Origin of the sequence: Marinobacter sp. AC-23 (genome assembly GCF_001858325.1) — a bacterium.
Classification (GTDB): Bacteria; Pseudomonadota; Gammaproteobacteria; order Pseudomonadales; family Oleiphilaceae; genus Marinobacter.
In genome coordinates, this window is the sequence record NZ_MBPP01000002.1 from 19,495 (window position 1) to 35,102 (window position 15,608).

At 54.7% G+C, this 15,608-nt stretch carries 11 protein-coding genes and 3 pseudogenes; 7 read left to right on the forward strand and 7 right to left on the reverse strand.

What is annotated here, in order from left to right; all coding sequences use genetic code 11:
• On the reverse strand, positions 1-639 hold the full coding sequence (locus BCA33_RS02635) for a TetR/AcrR family transcriptional regulator (RefSeq protein ID WP_071263293.1): 639 nt from the start codon (positions 637-639) through the stop codon (positions 1-3).
• Positions 640-830: 191 nt separating this feature from the next.
• On the opposite strand from BCA33_RS02635, the gene BCA33_RS02640 reads away from it, so the two are divergent.
• Together BCA33_RS02640 and BCA33_RS02645 are read left to right on the forward strand one after the other, a co-directional pair.
• Positions 831-1,910: an efflux RND transporter periplasmic adaptor subunit gene (locus BCA33_RS02640; RefSeq protein WP_071263295.1), complete on the forward strand. Its 1,080-nt coding sequence runs from the start codon at positions 831-833 to the stop codon at positions 1,908-1,910.
• Positions 1,910-4,935, forward strand: a pseudogene (locus tag BCA33_RS02645) (efflux RND transporter permease subunit). The gene BCA33_RS02640 and the pseudogene BCA33_RS02645 overlap by 1 nt, the downstream one beginning before the upstream one ends.
• Positions 4,936-4,956: 21 nt before the next feature.
• Here the strand turns inward: BCA33_RS02645 and astE are convergent.
• The 6 genes and pseudogenes from astE to BCA33_RS02675 all read right to left on the reverse strand — a co-directional run bounded on the left by astE (position 4,957) and on the right by BCA33_RS02675 (position 10,041).
• Positions 4,957-5,988, reverse strand: a complete 1,032-nt coding sequence (astE, locus tag BCA33_RS02650) for a succinylglutamate desuccinylase (RefSeq protein ID WP_071263297.1) — start codon at positions 5,986-5,988, stop codon at positions 4,957-4,959.
• Positions 5,989-6,004: 16 nt separating this feature from the next.
• Complete coding sequence (locus tag BCA33_RS02655; protein WP_071263299.1) at positions 6,005-6,730, reverse strand: ABC transporter permease; 726 nt, start codon at positions 6,728-6,730, stop codon at positions 6,005-6,007.
• Positions 6,731-6,732: 2 nt separating this feature from the next.
• A pseudogene (locus tag BCA33_RS02660) lies at positions 6,733-7,436 on the reverse strand (ABC transporter permease).
• Between the two features lie 56 nt (positions 7,437-7,492).
• Positions 7,493-8,269, reverse strand: a complete 777-nt coding sequence (locus tag BCA33_RS02665; RefSeq protein ID WP_071263300.1) for a transporter substrate-binding domain-containing protein — start codon at positions 8,267-8,269, stop codon at positions 7,493-7,495.
• 84 nt (positions 8,270-8,353) lie between these two features.
• On the reverse strand, positions 8,354-9,124 hold the full coding sequence (locus BCA33_RS02670) for an ABC transporter ATP-binding protein (RefSeq protein ID WP_071263302.1): 771 nt from the start codon (positions 9,122-9,124) through the stop codon (positions 8,354-8,356).
• 155 nt (positions 9,125-9,279) lie between these two features.
• Positions 9,280-10,041: an FCD domain-containing protein gene (locus tag BCA33_RS02675; protein WP_071263304.1), complete on the reverse strand. Its 762-nt coding sequence runs from the start codon at positions 10,039-10,041 to the stop codon at positions 9,280-9,282.
• Positions 10,042-10,414: 373 nt separating this feature from the next.
• Here BCA33_RS02675 and dctP point away from each other — a divergent pair.
• From dctP to BCA33_RS02700, 5 genes and pseudogenes are all read left to right on the forward strand, one after another.
• Positions 10,415-11,439: pseudogene (gene dctP / locus BCA33_RS02680) on the forward strand (TRAP transporter substrate-binding protein DctP).
• 102 nt (positions 11,440-11,541) lie between these two features.
• Entirely contained in the window at positions 11,542-12,246 is a 705-nt protein-coding gene (locus BCA33_RS02685) for a TRAP transporter small permease subunit (RefSeq protein WP_071263306.1), read from the forward strand.
• The gene (locus tag BCA33_RS02690; protein ID WP_071263308.1) at positions 12,243-13,778 is read left to right on the forward strand and encodes a TRAP transporter large permease subunit; all 1,536 of its coding nucleotides are present in this window, start codon (positions 12,243-12,245) and stop codon (positions 13,776-13,778) included. Before BCA33_RS02685 ends, BCA33_RS02690 begins: the two co-directional genes overlap by 4 nt.
• 19 nt (positions 13,779-13,797) lie before the next feature.
• Positions 13,798-14,223: a heme-binding protein gene (locus BCA33_RS02695; RefSeq protein WP_071263312.1), complete on the forward strand. Its 426-nt coding sequence runs from the start codon at positions 13,798-13,800 to the stop codon at positions 14,221-14,223.
• Positions 14,224-14,261: 38 nt separating this feature from the next.
• Positions 14,262-15,608: FAD-linked oxidase C-terminal domain-containing protein (locus BCA33_RS02700; protein ID WP_071263310.1), on the forward strand; the 1,347-nt coding region annotated here is incomplete at its 3' end.

Consider the following 15,608-nt stretch of genomic DNA (forward strand, 5'->3'; position numbering starts at 1 on the left):
TCAGGAAGCGGCGATTGAACAGCTAAGCATGTCCATGGTGTGCCGTATAAGGCTCTCGGCGGGAAAGCTATCGCCGCTCTCACTTGCTTCCGACTGACACAGCAAAATGGTGCCATGCAGGGCCCCTCGCAGATAAAGCGCGGTCTGCTCCGGGTTCTGGATGCGCTCACGGCTCATGGTGCCGTCTTCAAGCCCCAATTCGATGGCTTCTGTCATCAGCTCCATCAGTTCTGACTTCGAGCAAAGCATTTCCTTAGCTTGGGTTTCGTCGGCCTCCGCCATGGCGGTTGAGGCTTTTGTGAGTGCCGAGAAATAGTCCGGCTCATCCAGATAGAAACGGTAATAGGATTCCCCCATCGCACGTATCTGTGCCAACCCGGTACTGGCAGTTTGCCTGGCGTTCCTGAAACGATCAGACAGACTGTGCCCGGCCCTCAGCATAATGTCCCGCTGAATGGCGGCTTTATCTTTGAAATACACATACAGCAATGCCCGGCTCAGGCTGGCTGTGCGTGCAATGTCATCCATTGATGTGCGCTCGTAGCCCTTCTCTGAGAAGGCCCGCTCTGCGGCGTCCAGAATGGCGTCATAACGGGCCTGTTTCTCCCGTTCGCGGCGTGTTTTCAGCGGTTCGTTCATTCGGTTCTCTCATCAGGTTTTTCGCAGACTACCTAGCCCGGTAGAAATGACGCAAGCGCATTATTGGTTTGAGGGATGAAAGCTGATTATTGACATAATGTCAAAGAATGACATTATGTCGCAATCAACAAACCGGATTTCCGCAGGACGCGGTATCAACACCAACATGAGCAAGGATGAAAGGACACCCTATGACATCACTCCGTATCCCAGTCGCCCTTATTATTTCCGCTGTGTTCGGGTTTATTCTATCTGGCTGCAAAGCAAACGATACGCCTGAAACATCTGGCGAGCATGTGGTGTCGGTGCGGGTTTCCGAGGTGACCGGCGGCGAGGCTCAGGAAATAACCCTGCGCTTTTCCGGTATTGTGCGTTCAACTCAAAGGGCAACACTCACGTTTCAGATCAACGGCACCCTGAAAGAGCGTGCGGTGGAGCTGGGCCAAACGGTTGCTGCCGGTGATGTGCTTGCGCGGGCGTACAACCCGGCACTTGAGCCAGCGCGGGATTCGGCTAAAGCCAAGCTGGACGAGCTGAACACCCGTTACGATCAAGCCAAACGCGAGTGGGAGCGTTCGAGCCGACTGCACGAGCGTGGTGTCGTTTCTGAGCAAAATCTGGAGCAGATTGCAGCCCGCCGGGATTCCCTGAGAGCCAGCGTAGCGACAGCTCAGGCCTCGCTGGCCGAGGCCACTCAGTTGCTGCAGGAAAGCACGTTGCGAGCGCCGTTTGCCGGGCGTGTTGAAGCACTGCTGGTAGAAAAGGATGAGTTTGTAGCAGCTGGCCAGCCAGTTGTGCGCATGTCCTCCCCAGAGGGCAAAGAAGTGGAAGTTCGGGTGCCGGCTTATTTGCTGGGGCATGTGTCGTTGGACCAGGAGCTGCCGGTGTGGTCTGTGCAGAATCGTAGTGAGGCTCCTGTTGTCGGTTCTGTCGTTGAAATTGCCCAGGCCGGTGCCATTCGGGGTGAGCTGCACTCGGTTCTGGTCAGCTTGCCGATTAACACCCTGGATGCGGGTGAGCCAGTTGAAGTCGGCATTACGCCGAAGCGGGAATCGGCCATCACCGTGCCGCTTTTGTCGGTGATCCGCAGCGCCGATGGCATGACGGTTTTCCGGGTGCGAGAAGGTGTAGCCCGGCGAGTGCCGATACAGGTTGAGCGAGTGGTGGGTGAACGAGTTGTAGTGCGCACGGGCGAGCTGGAGCCAGGTGATCAAGTGGTCTATGCGGGCATAACCCGCCTCGCTGACGGTGACGCCGTGGAGGTGCGCTAATGACGCGCCGGCTGCTCAACTTCCAGCGTTTATTGGGCATGGTGGTTACCATGCTTTGCCTGCTGGGTATTGCGGCTTACAGCACTATGCCGCGCCAGGAAGACCCCTCATTTCCGTACAGGCTGGTCTGGTTTCGGTGAGCTATCCTGGTGCTAGCGCCGATGCCGTAGAGCGGTTGGTGCTAAGACCGCTGACCGATGAGCTGCGCCAGGTTGAAGAGGTGGACTTCTCCCAAAGTACAGCGCGCACTGGCGTGGCGCTTGTAAGGCTGCGCCTCAATGATGACATATACGATACCGACCCTGCCTGGGATCGAATCCGACAGGCGATGGAGCGTGCAAGGCAAGATTTTCCGGACGACGTTGGCCAAATGATTCTGGATGACCGGCTGATCGACAATCCTGCCATTGTGCTGGCCATTGGCGGTGCGCCTTCGGTGAGTGAGCTTTCGGATGTGGCGGAACGGCTGAAACAGAACCTTTCAGACCTTGCCGGTGTTTCCCGCATTGAGCTGGAAGGCGATGCCGACGAACAAATTACCCTGGCGCTGGACGATGCCGCACTGTACCGACTGGGTATTTCACCGGCGCGAATTCTCGACACCCTGGCCCAACGCAACCAGACCACCCCTGGCGGTTTTGTGGTTGTAGACGGTCGTCGCTTATCAGTACTTCCCAACACCGAATTTGCAGATATTGATGCCATTCGCGCCACCCCTATTGAGCTTCCCGATGGCTCCCAAGTGCCGCTGGCGGCGGCTGCGGATGTGTGGCGCGGCCCCGTCGAACCGCGCCAGCCAGAAACCTGGTTTGACGGTGAGCGGGTCGTACTGCTCTCGTTGGTTATGGAAGAGGGCACCACCGACGCGATTCGCTTTGGTGAACGGGTGCGAGAGCGGGTAGCCGAGATACGATCTGATTTTAAACCCTACGAAATTCGCGAGATGTTCTTTCAGCCGGATAAGGTCTCGGATCGCCTGGATAACCTGGCCTGGAGCCTGGTGCTCTCTGTGCTGATTATTGTAGCTGTGGTGTTCACCGGCATGGGCATCCGAATGGGCTTGCTTGTGGCTTCCATATTGCCAATGGTGGCGTTGATCAGTGTGGGGCTCTACGACCTTGGCGGTGGCGTTCTGCACCAGATTGCGGTGATCGGCATGGTTATCTCTCTGGGTATCCTGATCGACAACGCCATAGTGGTGGTCGAAAACATTCAGGGCCATTTGGACGAAGGCATGCGCCGCCTGGACGCCCTGCGCAAAGCCGTCAGCGAGCTTGCGGGGCCACTCGGAGCCTCCACTGGCACCACGTTGGCAGCTTTTGCGCCTATGCTGCTTGCTAAAGGCGGTGCGGCCGACTTCACCCGGGGCGTGCCGGTGATGATCATGCTCACGCTTTCCGTTAGTTATTTGTTGGCGATTTCAGTGGTTCCCCTGCTGGCGGCACGGTTTCTAAAACCCCGACGCAATGCGGAGGCCGACCGGCTGCTCGGCCTGGCGCGTTTCCTTGGTAGCCTGGTTTACCGGCACCCGAAGCGGCTGATTGCGGCTGGCGCTTTGCTGGTTGTGATTAGCCTGGCCATGACAACGTTTATGGCGCAGCAGTTCTTCCCCAATGCCGACCGGCCGCAAGTGATTGTTGAACTGTTTATGCCAGAAGGCACAGATCAGTCGCGCACCTCTGAAGTTGCTGCCAACCTGGAGGAGGCCATACGCACTCGAGCGAATGCATTGACGGTTCATCGGTTTGTTGGCTATACCGGCCCATCATTTTATTACAACCTCCAGCGTGCACCACAGGCGCCAAATAGAGGCCGGCTAGTAATAACGACGCCGACGCTGGATGACACCACTGAGATGATTCGCTGGGTTCGAGCCCATGTGAATGAACAGATGCCCGAGCTGAACGTAAGTGTGGGTGTTCTGGGGCAGGGGCCGCCAAGCATTGCCCCGGTCGAGGTGCGCGTGTATCACGCCGATGATCAAGCCCGCACCCACGCGGTCGAGCAGCTGTTCAGTGCGTTGCGCCAGGTGGAGGGCACCGTGGATGTCCGGCATGATTTGGATATTGGTGTGCCAAGCATTGCGATAAACGTAGACGATGCCATAGCTGCAAGGTACGGGCTTACCCGGGCCGATGTGGCGCAGAGCCTTTATGGCCAGAGCTTCGGTGTTGTCGCCGAGCGTTACCGGCAGGAAAAAGACCCAATTCCGCTGGTGCTACGATCGCAGGAAGGCACCTCGCTGCCACTGGAGCGTCTGCTTTCGGTAAATATCTATAATGATCGCGGACAAGCGGTACCGCTCTCCGCCGTTGCCAGTGTAGAAACCACCTGGGAACCAGCAGCGCGCTATTTGCGTAACGGTACCCGGCTAAATACTGTGACAGCGAACTTGCTGACAGGTTACAGCTTCAGCCAGGCGCTGGACGGCCTGCAACTTGCGCTGGGCGACAACCTTTTACCTGAAGGTACTCGCCTGGAAATGGGCGGCGATGCGGAAGGCTCCGGCGACGCTAACGGTGCTCTGTTAACAGCCGCGCCAATCGGCATACTCTTGCTGCTCTTTTTCCTGTTGCTGCAGTTCAACTCATTCCGGCGTGTGGGCATTATTCTGCTGACCGTACCCTTGGCTACTGTTGGCATATTCCCCGGCCTGGTGCTCTCGGGCTCGCCCTTCGGGTTTCAGTCGCTGTTGGGCGTGATCGCATTGGTAGGCATTGTGGTGAACAACGCCATCGTGCTGCTCGATGTAATGGACAGAGAGCTGGAAAGCGGCGAAAGCATCCACGAAGCCATGCGTAAAGCTGTTGTACAAAGAACCCGGCCGATCCTGCTGACCACGGCAACTACCGTGGCCGGCTTGTTGCCGCTGGCGTTCTCCAGCTCCACACTCTGGCCACCCATGGCCTGGGCGATTATCTCAGGGCTGCTGGCCTCAACCGTACTGACCTTGCTGGTGATCCCGGCGGTGTGCACACAGGTTATCAAGGTGAAAGTTGCAGAACCGGAAAACGCACCAGCCTAACCGGTCTTGGTGCGGGCTGGCTTACCGTGACCTGATCATCAGGCCCACTCGTTGGCCAACCGGCACATCCCGGTTGGGAAACACAATTGCCTGAGGCGAGCGCTCCACCCGATAACAGGTGTCATTATCTTCCCAGATGACGGTGCCTGGCGGGTACTCGGTAAAATTGGCCACATCATCGGGAATGTGAAACTGGAAATTCTTGCCGGTATTCAGGATCTCATGCACCACCTCAAACACCTTGAGCTGGTTGAACGATGATTGTTTTGCGGGAGCCGCCTCGCCACAAAAACGACGCCTCAGAGCCTTCTTGATTCCGTCAAAACGCCCAGGATCGTTCTCACCAAACGGCCTTACCTTGCCTAATTCCACGGTAAAGCTCTCAGCGCCCAGTTCAGAGGATGAAAACGACGAGAACGTAGTCCCTGCCTTGTGCTGTAGCAACAGCGTTTTCACTTCTGCTTCCAGCAGAAAATCACACTGTGCTTCCGGCACCGGCCGACCCTCAACAAACGGATAGAGCGCAAACTTCTCCCGTTGGGATGGCCTTATGGCGGTGTGCAAATCGTAATGGGATAAAGCTTGCGGATGCGCAATGGCAAACTGGCGACAAGCCGCCTCAAGAAATTGTGCCCTAGCCGCTTCTGGCAGCCCCTTGTACTCCGGTTTGCCGTGAGCACCGTGGAACAAACGATTAAGGTTTACTTCCAAAAAACGCTCTCCGGCTGCCATAGCCGGCGGGTTCCCCAACATTAGCAGTAGTGGGCAAGCCAGCTGCCATTGCCCATTTAGCAGTTCGCTAACCAGTGCGTTCAAAACCTCAATGGGCGCGGTTTCATTACCATGAATACCGGCAGAAACAATCAACGCTTCCTGGTTCGGGTTGGCGCGGCCAACTGGGGGGATTACCTGCAGAACGCCCAGGCTTTGGCGATTTACGAGAGTGCCGTCGGGAAGCGTGGTTTTGATTTCTGGAAGGTTAGCTGTGGCGTTAGTGAGCGTATGTGACAGCCAGTCAGAGTTGGGTTCAAAAAGGTCTGGGCGAGCGGTCATATGGCCTCCTGTATATTCAGGAGCCCACAGGCCGCTGATGCCGCAACAAGTGATTTTCAAGTTTGCGGAACGCAAACACCATCGTAAACGTGAGTGCCATGTAGCAAAATGCCACAAAGATAAACGCATCAAACGGCGCGTAAAACCGCGAGTAAATATTCCGCGCTGCACCCGTAAGATCTACAATGGTTACCACACTCGCAATCGCACTCGAATGCAGCATGAAAATAACCTCATTAGAGTAGGCCTGAACCGCCCGCCTTGCTGCACTGGGAAGCACAATACGCCGCATACGCAAAAACCAACTCATACCGTAAGCCTTCGCCGCCTCAATCTCACCGTGGGGCGTGGAAATAATCGCACCACGAATAATCTCTGTGGTATAGGCGCACGTATTCAAGGTGAAGGCCAACAGCGCGGGGTAGAAAGGCTCGCGAAAAATCTCCCACCAGAACGTCTCTTGAATACCAGGAATCTGGGCCACGCCATAGTAAATAATATAGAGTTGAATCAGCAGCGGCGTGCCACGGAAAAGATAGGTGTAAAACCACACCGGGCCAGATACGAACGGGTTTTTAACCGTACGCATAATGGCCAGAGGAACCGCAAAAACTAGCCCGATAATCAGGCACAGAAACACCAGCTGAACGGTCGTAACCATCCCATCCCAGTACTCCATGATGGTCATGGCTGTAAAAATGTCATTTTTGTTAAGCCAGGCGGCGATAAAGTCGGGTGGCATTATCAGCTCTCCTGAATTACGCCGGCGTTAGCTCGTTTATCGAGCCACTTTATGAAAAGCTCCGAGCCTGCCGTAAGGGCGAGATACACAAACGCCACCGGAATGAAAAAATGGAACGGCATGCGCTCTGCTTGGCAGCTTCTTCCGCCACACGCACCATATCTGTGAGGCCGATGATGGAAACCAGCGCTGTGGTTTTCAGCAGCACCTGCCAGTTGTTACCAATGCCGGGCAGGGCATGGCGCAGCATTTGTGGAACCATCACCCGACGAAAGGTGTGCCAGTTGCTGAATCCATAAGCGCGTGCAGCTTCAATCTGGCCGGTTTCAACCGCCAGAAACGCACCACGGAACGTTTCCGTCATGTAGGCGCCAAAAATCAGCCCGATGGTGATAACACCGGAAATGAACGGATTAAACTGGAAGAAAAAGTCGACTTCGTAGGTTTCCCAAATATAGTCGGAGATCATGTTTACGCCCACCTGGCCGCCATAGTAGAACAGCAGCATCATCACCAGGTCGGGGACGCCCCGAATCAAGGTGGTATAGGTGGTGGCAATGCCAACAGCTACACGGCTGTTCGACAGCTTTGCAGCCGCACCGATTAGCCCGAGGGCTAATGCGAGGGCAAGAGACAGGAAGGCAAGTTCTATGGTAACAACTGCTCCGCTCAGCAGTTCCGGGCCATAGCCTTTCAAATCAAACATGGACGCGTCCGGTAGTCAGGGGCAGCCACAAAGGTTACCCCTGAGGCTGGTGTTTTTCAGATCTTTACGTCGTACGCGAAGTACTTCTGCATGATGGTGTCATAGGTACCATCTTCTTTCAGGGTGCGAAGGGCAGAGTTCACTTCCCGAGCAATATCTGCGTCGCGCTTGCGCATGGCAACACCAACGCCTTCACCCAGCTTGACCGACTCGCCAACTTCCTTGAAGCCATCTTTGGATAGAACAGTCTGCTCGCCTACCGGGTAATCCACGAACACCACGTCAAGGCGCTGGCCTTCCAGATCCAGAACCATATCGTCAGCCGTGGTATAGCGCTTTATAGATACAACGTTACCCATCTTTTCGGTTACGAAGGTGTCCATGGTGGTGCCACGCTGAACGCCTACGGTTTTGCCATTCATGGCGTCCATGTCGGTCACGTCGGTATTAAAATCTTCAGGGCCAAACCAGCCGCCTGGAGTAATGTAGTACGGCTCGGAAAATAGAACCCGCTTTGCACGTTCCTCAGTTATGGACATGGACGACATGATCAGATCGAACTTGCGAGCGAGCAGGCCGGGGATCATGCCGTCCCATGCCTGGATCACGAACTTGCAAGTTGCGTTCATCTGGTCACACATCGCCTCAGCCAGTTCCACTTCGAAACCGGTCAACTCGCCATTTTCATCTTTGTACTCGAAAGGCTCATAAGGCACGTCGAATGCGATGCGCAGGCTTCTGGGGTCGGAACTTCCGATGCTCGTGTCCTGGGCTTGAACACTTCCAGCCATAAAGGCGAGAGCACAGCTTGCTGCAATCATCAATTTTTTCATGTGTCACTTCTCCAATGGCTCGCCTCATGGGCGTTATTTTTGTGGAAAATTTATATCTGACAACGGTCAAGATAGCACTGCACGTCAGAACTTGGGAGCCAGAAACTGCCTCATGCGTTCCGAATCGGGATTATCAAATACCTTCGTGGGAGTGCCCTGTTCTTCAATGACGCCTTGGTGCAAAAACAACACCTGAGACGACACATCCTTTGCAAACGCCATTTCGTGAGTAACCACGATCATCGTGCGGCCTTCCTCGGCCAGGCTCTGCATAACTTTCAACACTTCTCCAACCAGTTCCGGGTCCAGCGCTGACGTTGGTTCGTCAAAAAGCATGACTTCTGGCTCCATGGCCAGAGCCCGGGCAATGGCTGCGCGCTGCTGCTGGCCACCGGACATTTGGGCTGGATAATAGTCTTTGCGCTCATAGATGCCCACTTTATTCAGGTAGGCCTCGGCACGCTCGATGGCTTCTTTTTTGGGAACCTTGAGCACGTTGATAGGTGCTTCAGTAATGTTTTCCAGCACGGTCATGTGTGACCACAGGTTAAAGCTCTGGAACACCATGGAAAGCTTGGCGCGAATCAATTCTACTTGCTTGTTATCCGCCGGAATGCGTTCGCCTTTGCGGTTGTTGGTAAACCGGATAGGGTCGCCGTGAACAATAATGTCACCGGAGGTAGGTGTTTCCAGCAGGTTAATGCAGCGAAGGAAGGTGCTTTTACCAGAGCCGGAACTGCCGATCAGCGAAACCACATCGCCTTTGCGAGTCTCTAATGAGATACCTTTGAGCACCTCAAGCTGGGCGAAGGTTTTGTGTATGTCCCTGCAGATCAAAGGCGCTTGGTCCGCCATGGGTGGCTCCTGAAGCTGTAATTCAAAGGCGCTTGTTTTACTGACTGTGGAGGCGGAAATCAATACCTTCTATGCACAGTTTGGCTATTTTTCAGCGACGATATGTGCGACTTATTGTGGCGCACTGAGTGTTCAATGCAAGTAATTTGCGGGTTTCAGCTGTGTGGATGAAGATGACTGCCCGGCACCTCCTCCTGCTCAATCGGGGTACGGATCAGCGTGCTGCCCTCCTGCTCCATGTCACGCATGGCTTTGCTTACGAAGCGTACATGGGCCATGGCGACCTTCTGGGCACTGGCTGGCCTGCCGGAAATGATCGCCTCGTACAGCTGGCGGTGCTGGAGGACTATTTTTTTGCGCATCTCCGCCCGGGGGTTCAGGTTTGCAACCGATGCTTGCACGGTCATCAGCATCATGTTTTTGAGGCTGTTGAGCACGTGGACCAGAATCGGGTTGTGGGAGGCCTCGACAATCGCCTGGTGAAAGCCGTGATCCGGGCGGGCGTTGCTTAGTGGGTCGGTTTCCTCCAGGTCGCGGAAGGCTTTGGTTATGCGGTGGCGATCCACACCTGTTGCCCGCTGCGCGGCCAGGTAAGCGGCCTGTCCCTCCAATTGCTCACGCACCTCCAGTAGGTCGTACAGAGTTCTCGGGTGCCCTTCAAACAAGTGCATCAGAGGGCCTTGTGCACTGAGATCGCCTGACCCCGGCACCATTGTGGAAACAAAGGAGCCTTTGCCGTGCCGGGTTTCGATCACGCCACGACCCTGTAACTCGTGAAGTGCTTCGCGGATAACCGATCGTGACACCCGAAGGCTTGCAGCCAGTTGCCGCTCCGACGGTATTTTTTGTTCGGGCGCCAACCCGCCGTCAAGAATCAGTCGTTCCAGCCGGTAGGAGATTTCCTGTGAAATAGCCATCAGATAGCCTGCGTACCCACTGGTCGGACCAGCGGCTCTTGTCATTGTTGTTATTCGGTTTTCGCACCTAATTGTGTGCAAGCCCTTTGAATATGGCTGATCCGGAGGGATTCGTCCATTTTTGTGAATTCAAAAACTGGTCGGACCAGTGCGGTTCCCGCTGGACTAATCGGGAACCGCCTACGAATATCCTTTCTGATACCGGACTTTATGCCGGTGCTGCTCTGACCTCTATAAAAACAATTTTAGCGGAGATGTTTCAATGAAACCGAGCAAGACCACCCCAAATAATTGCGAAGCCGGCATTGCCCCGCCGAGCAGACGTTTTCTCAAAGCTGCAGTTCTTGGTACAGCTTTTGTCGGCGCCCTGATGATGGGAGCAGGCCAGGCTTATGCCGCAACCACCTGGAAAATCCAGTCAGTCTGGGATGCGGGTACTGTTGGCTACGATCTGTTTGAAGAATGGTGTGAGGGCATCGAAGAAAAAAGCGGCGGAGAGCTTATTTTCAAACCCTTTCCTGCCAAAGCCGTTGCCGCTGACAACAATGCGTTGTTTGAGGCTGTGCGCAATGGCGTGTTGCAGGGCATGAATCCGTTCACCCTGTATTGGTCGGGTAAGATTCCTGCATCTGTTTTCCTTTCTTCCTATCCGGCCGGCCCAGACCAGCCGCACCAGTGGGACACCATGTTCTACTCCCTGGGAATGCTGGAGAAGACCCGGGAAATCTATAAAAAATATGGTCTGTTTTACGTGGGGCCAATCCAGCACGACGCCAACATCATTCACTCAAAAAAGCCGGTTAATAACCTCAAAGATCTCAAGGGCATGAAGATGCGCGTGCCGGGTGGCATGGTTGCGGAAGTGTTCCAGCAATTCGGTGTGTCTACCGTCAGCTTGCCGGGCTCGGATATTTTCCCGGCCCTGGAAAAAGGCACCATCGATGCGGCGGACTATGTTGGCCCTGCGGTGAACTACGAGCTGGGTTTCTCCCAGGTTACTGACTACATCATGTTTGGTCCTCCGGGCGTTATGTCCATCTACCAGCCGTGGACTTGATGGATCTTACCGTTAACCTGCGGAACTGGAACAACCTGGATCCGAAACTGCAAACGCTGGTGGAAGAGGAAGTCCGCAACTATTCCCAGCGCCATTACCTCACCATTCAGAAGCGCAACATCGAAGCTATGAAGAAGTTCAAAAAAGACGGCGATACGGTCACCCGGCTTAGCCAGGCGGATCTCTCGGAATTTCGCCGTGCAGCTATTCCCATTTGGTACAAGTGGGCCAACAAGGATAAGGATGCCCGCGCCATATTCGATCTGCAACTGGAATACATGATGAACGATACGGTTGGCTATGTGACAGAAGCTGATATTGAAGGCGTGGAAGGCAGGTAAGTCTGCGTTATCCAATAACAATAAAGCAGAAGGGGAGGGCTGGAGCTGCTCTGGAAGAGAGACGCTCCGCCTTCCCTGTTTTGTGGCTGAGGTAGTATCAATATGTCTGACCTAGAAGGCTTCGGATTTGTAATGCCGCACTGGTTTTACTGGGGCTGGCTGGCGGTGATGCCGTTGATGATGATGGCTTGGGATAGATGGGCCCGCGCCCGAGGCGGGGAGCCCGTAGAGCCTGGAATGACCCCCGGCGAGCTGCAGGCGGAAGAAGACGACCCTTTGATCTACCTTAAGTTTGAAGGCAACTGGTTTACCCGCGTGATTGACTGGATCTGTGATAAATCCGGTGAGTTTGTGGCTTTCTGGACCATTAACGCGGTGGTGTTTTACTTTTTTGAAGTGATCATGCGTTACATCTTCAACCAGCCTACGGTTTGGGTGCATGAAGCCAGCTTCTTGCTGCTGGGGATGCAATATGTACTGGCAGGCGCATTTGCGATGCTGCACGGCGCCCACGTGCGCGTGGACGTGGTGTACAACCTCTTGCCGGTGCGCGGCAGGGTAGGGATGGATATCTTCACTTCTATGTTTTTCTTCGTGTTTGCGTTGGTGCTGATGATCACGTCCTGGACTTTTTTCGAGAATTCTTACTCCATGAGCGAAACCACGGTTGAGACCTGGGGCATTCAGTATTGGCCCGTTAAAGGCATGATGCTGCTCGGCTCTACTTTGCTTCTGCTGGCGGGTGTATCCAAATTTATCAAGGATGTTGTTCTGTTTATGCGCCTCGGCCAGGAGCGTGTCGCATGACGACCAATACAACAACGGCTACAGGCTCCGGCCTGGCGGGTAAGCTTGGCACCTGGCTAATGATTCTGGCCACCGTAGGGTTCGGGCTGATCATCTGTGTCGAGATGATCAACATCCTGTTCTACGACCCATTCAGTGATGAAAAATTCCTGTTCAAATTGGCAGGCAGTCTTTCCAGCGTTGAAATTGGTCCGCTGACATACCTGATGTTTGGTTCGCTTTTTGTGGCCTTGATGATGGGCTTACCACTGGCCTTCGTGACTGGCGGGCTTGGGGTGCTGTTCGTTTATCTGGTGGGTGACTCGATGATGTTGAACATCGTGCCCAGCCGCATTTTTCCGATGATGACCAACTCTGATCTGGCTGCGATTCCACTGTTTATTTTTATGGCCTCTATGCTGGAGCGTGCAGGGCTGATCGAGGAAATGTTCAGTGTGGTCTACAAGTGGATGGGTGGGCTCAGTGGCGGCCTGGCTACGGCAACCATTCTGGCTTCCACCCTCTTGGCAGCTATGGTTGGGGTTATCGGCGCGGCGGTGGTAACCATGGGCATTATTGCGCTGCCTGCGATGTTAAAGCGGGGCTACGATCACAAAATCGCGATTGGCTCCATTATGGCCGGCGGCACGCTGGGTATTCTTATCCCTCCGTCTATCCTGGCTATTCTGTATGCAGTAGTGGCTCAGCAGTCAGTGGGTGAATTGTACCTGGGCTCGGTGATTCCGGGGCTGATGCTCTCAAGCCTGTATATTGCTTATGTTCTGATTCGCAGCTGGTTAAACCCAAGCCTCGGGCCGCCGATACCAATAGATGAGCGTATTTCTCTACGCGAAAAACTGCGTCTCCTGAAGGGGCTTGTTGCGCCCCTGATTCTTGTGGCTCTGGTTCTTGGGTTGCTGTTCGGCGGCATCGCAACTCCGGTTGAAGCGGCGGGTATCGGTTCGTTCGGTGCCATAGTGGTCGCGCTGATGCACCGTAAGTTCACTATCGGCGGCCTGCGCGAGGCCTCAATAACCACGGCCAAAGCGACTGCCATGGTGTTGTGGATCATGTTTGGCGCTTCTGTGTTTGTCGGGTTTTATATTCTTCAGGGTGGTCAGGAGTTTGTAACCGACGCCATTTTGGGTACGGGCATGTCGTCCTACGGCATTCTGTTTCTGCTGATGGTACTGCTGGTGGTGCTGGGCATGTTCCTGGACTGGGTCGGTATTTTGCTGCTGGCGGTTCCAATCTTTATTCCTATCGTAAAAGCACTGACGTTTGACGGACTTTTTGGGTTCCCACCGGTGGATGGAGATGATGTAGTGCTCTGGTTCGGGGTGTTGTATCTGGTCAATATGCAGATGTCGTTTCTTAGTCCACCTTTCGGTTATGCCTTGTTTTATATCCGCGGCGTGTGCCCGCCGGAAATTTCCATGGGTACGATTTTTAAATCTGCTCTGGTGTTCCTCGCCATTCAGGCATTCGGGTTGATGGTTTGCATCGCCATCCCGGGTGTTGTGACATGGCTGCCTGGCCTGGTTTATGGCTAATTATTTGGAGGTAAGCATTATGTTAACGATTAAAAGACTGGATATTTCCGAGGCTCGACTGTTGATCGCCGGAGCGGCCGAAAAGGCCCAGAACATTGGCGTGCCCATGTGTATAGCCATTGTGGATGAGTCTGGCAATTTGATTGCGTTCGAGCGCATGGATGGCGGCAAAACCAGCAGTGTGATTGTTGCCCAGGACAAAGCCTTCACAGCCGCTGCGGCCAAAAAAGCCACCCATGATTACAATACAGTGAACGTGCCGGGCAGCTTGGCGTTTGGCATTCATACTGAGGTGGGTGGCCGCATCAGCTCGGTCGGCGGGGGCCTACCGGTGATGGTTAATGGCGAAGTTGTGGGAGGTATCGGGCTCAGCTCTGGCACACCGCAACAGGACATGGATTGTGCCCAGGCTGGCTTGGACTTCTTCGCGGCCCAAAGCGCTTGAGAAAGATAGGTTGAAGTAGCCAGGTTAAGAGAGCTGTTATGAAAAATGAACCGAAAATCAGCCAAGCAGAACTGGCTGAAAAGTTCCGGACATTTATTGATCCGGACTACATCATTACAGATGATGAAACCATGAAGCCCTACGAATGCGATGGCATGTCTATGTATTGTGAGATGCCATTGCTGGTTGTGCTGCCGGAAACCGTAACCCAGGTGCAGCGCATTATGCGCATTTGCTATGAGCACGGGGTTCCCGTAGTCGCTCGGGGCGCAGGAACTGGCCTGAGCGCCGGGGCTATGCCGCACAAAGAGGGCGTGGTGCTCTCGCTGGCCAAGTTCAACCGTATCTTGCACATAGATCCACTGGCACGAACGGCCAGTCTTCAGCCGGGCGTTCGCAACCTCGCCATCAGCGAAGAGGCGGCTCAGTATGGGCTCTATTATGGCCCGGACCCGTCATCGCAGATTGCCTGCACCATTGGCGGCAATGTGGCTGAAAACTCAGGCGGTGTGCACTGCCTGAAGTATGGCCTCACAGTGCACAACATTCTCAGTGTGGAAATGGTGACCGCTGAAGGCGATGTGGTTACCGTTGGCAGCGACGGTCTTGATGGCTGCGGCATGGATTTGCTCGCCCTGATAACCGGATCGGAAGGGCTGCTGGGTGTGGTCACCGAAGTGAAGGTAAAGCTTCTGCCTAAGCCTGAAGTGGCGCGAGTTGTGATGGCCGGTTTTGACAGCGTTCAAAAAGCCGGTGATGCCGTGGGCGGTATTATCTCCCACGGTATTATTCCGGGTGGGCTGGAAATGATGGATGGCTACGCCATTGTAGCCGCAGACGACTTTGCCGGCGCTGGTTACCCTCGCGATGCAAAAGCGCTGTTGCTATGCGAAGTAGATGGCACCGAAGAGGAAGTGCACGAGCACATAGCGGCGGCTGAGGCTGTTTTCCGCAAGCTGGGCGCCACCTCGGTTCGCACCTCCCAAAGTGAACAGGAGCGCACGCTGCTCTGGTTGGGCAGAAAGTCCGCCTTCCCAGCAGTTGGCCGTATTTCTCCGGATTATTACTGCATGGATGGCACCATTCCCCGGCGCCACATTGCCTTCGTACTGACAGAAATGCAGAAACTTTCTGAGGAGTTTGGTTTGCGCGTAGCCAACGTGTTCCATGCCGGCGATGGCAACTTGCACCCGTTGATTCTATTTGATGCCAATGTGCCGGGGGAGTTTGAGCGCACAGAAGCCTTTGGTGCCAGCATACTGAAAATGTGTGTGGACGTTGGCGGCTGCATTACCGGCGAGCACGGCGTAGGCGTGGAAAAGATTCGGCAAATGGCGATCCAATTCAACGACCACGAGCTTGAGCAGTTTCACGACGTGAAAGCC

Coding starts and splice junctions, on each gene's coding strand:
- BCA33_RS02635 (WP_071263293.1), bottom strand. CDS start 639: ATGAACGAACCGCTGAAAACACGCCGCGAACGGGAGAAACAGGCCCGT.
- BCA33_RS02640 (WP_071263295.1), top strand. CDS start 831: ATGACATCACTCCGTATCCCAGTCGCCCTTATTATTTCCGCTGTGTTC.
- astE (WP_071263297.1), bottom strand. CDS start 5,988: ATGACCGCTCGCCCAGACCTTTTTGAACCCAACTCTGACTGGCTGTCA.
- BCA33_RS02655 (WP_071263299.1), bottom strand. CDS start 6,730: ATGCCACCCGACTTTATCGCCGCCTGGCTTAACAAAAATGACATTTTT.
- BCA33_RS02665 (WP_071263300.1), bottom strand. CDS start 8,269: ATGAAAAAATTGATGATTGCAGCAAGCTGTGCTCTCGCCTTTATGGCT.
- BCA33_RS02670 (WP_071263302.1), bottom strand. CDS start 9,124: ATGGCGGACCAAGCGCCTTTGATCTGCAGGGACATACACAAAACCTTC.
- BCA33_RS02675 (WP_071263304.1), bottom strand. CDS start 10,041: ATGGCTATTTCACAGGAAATCTCCTACCGGCTGGAACGACTGATTCTT.
- BCA33_RS02685 (WP_071263306.1), top strand. CDS start 11,542: ATGTCTGACCTAGAAGGCTTCGGATTTGTAATGCCGCACTGGTTTTAC.
- BCA33_RS02690 (WP_071263308.1), top strand. CDS start 12,243: ATGACGACCAATACAACAACGGCTACAGGCTCCGGCCTGGCGGGTAAG.
- BCA33_RS02695 (WP_071263312.1), top strand. CDS start 13,798: ATGTTAACGATTAAAAGACTGGATATTTCCGAGGCTCGACTGTTGATC.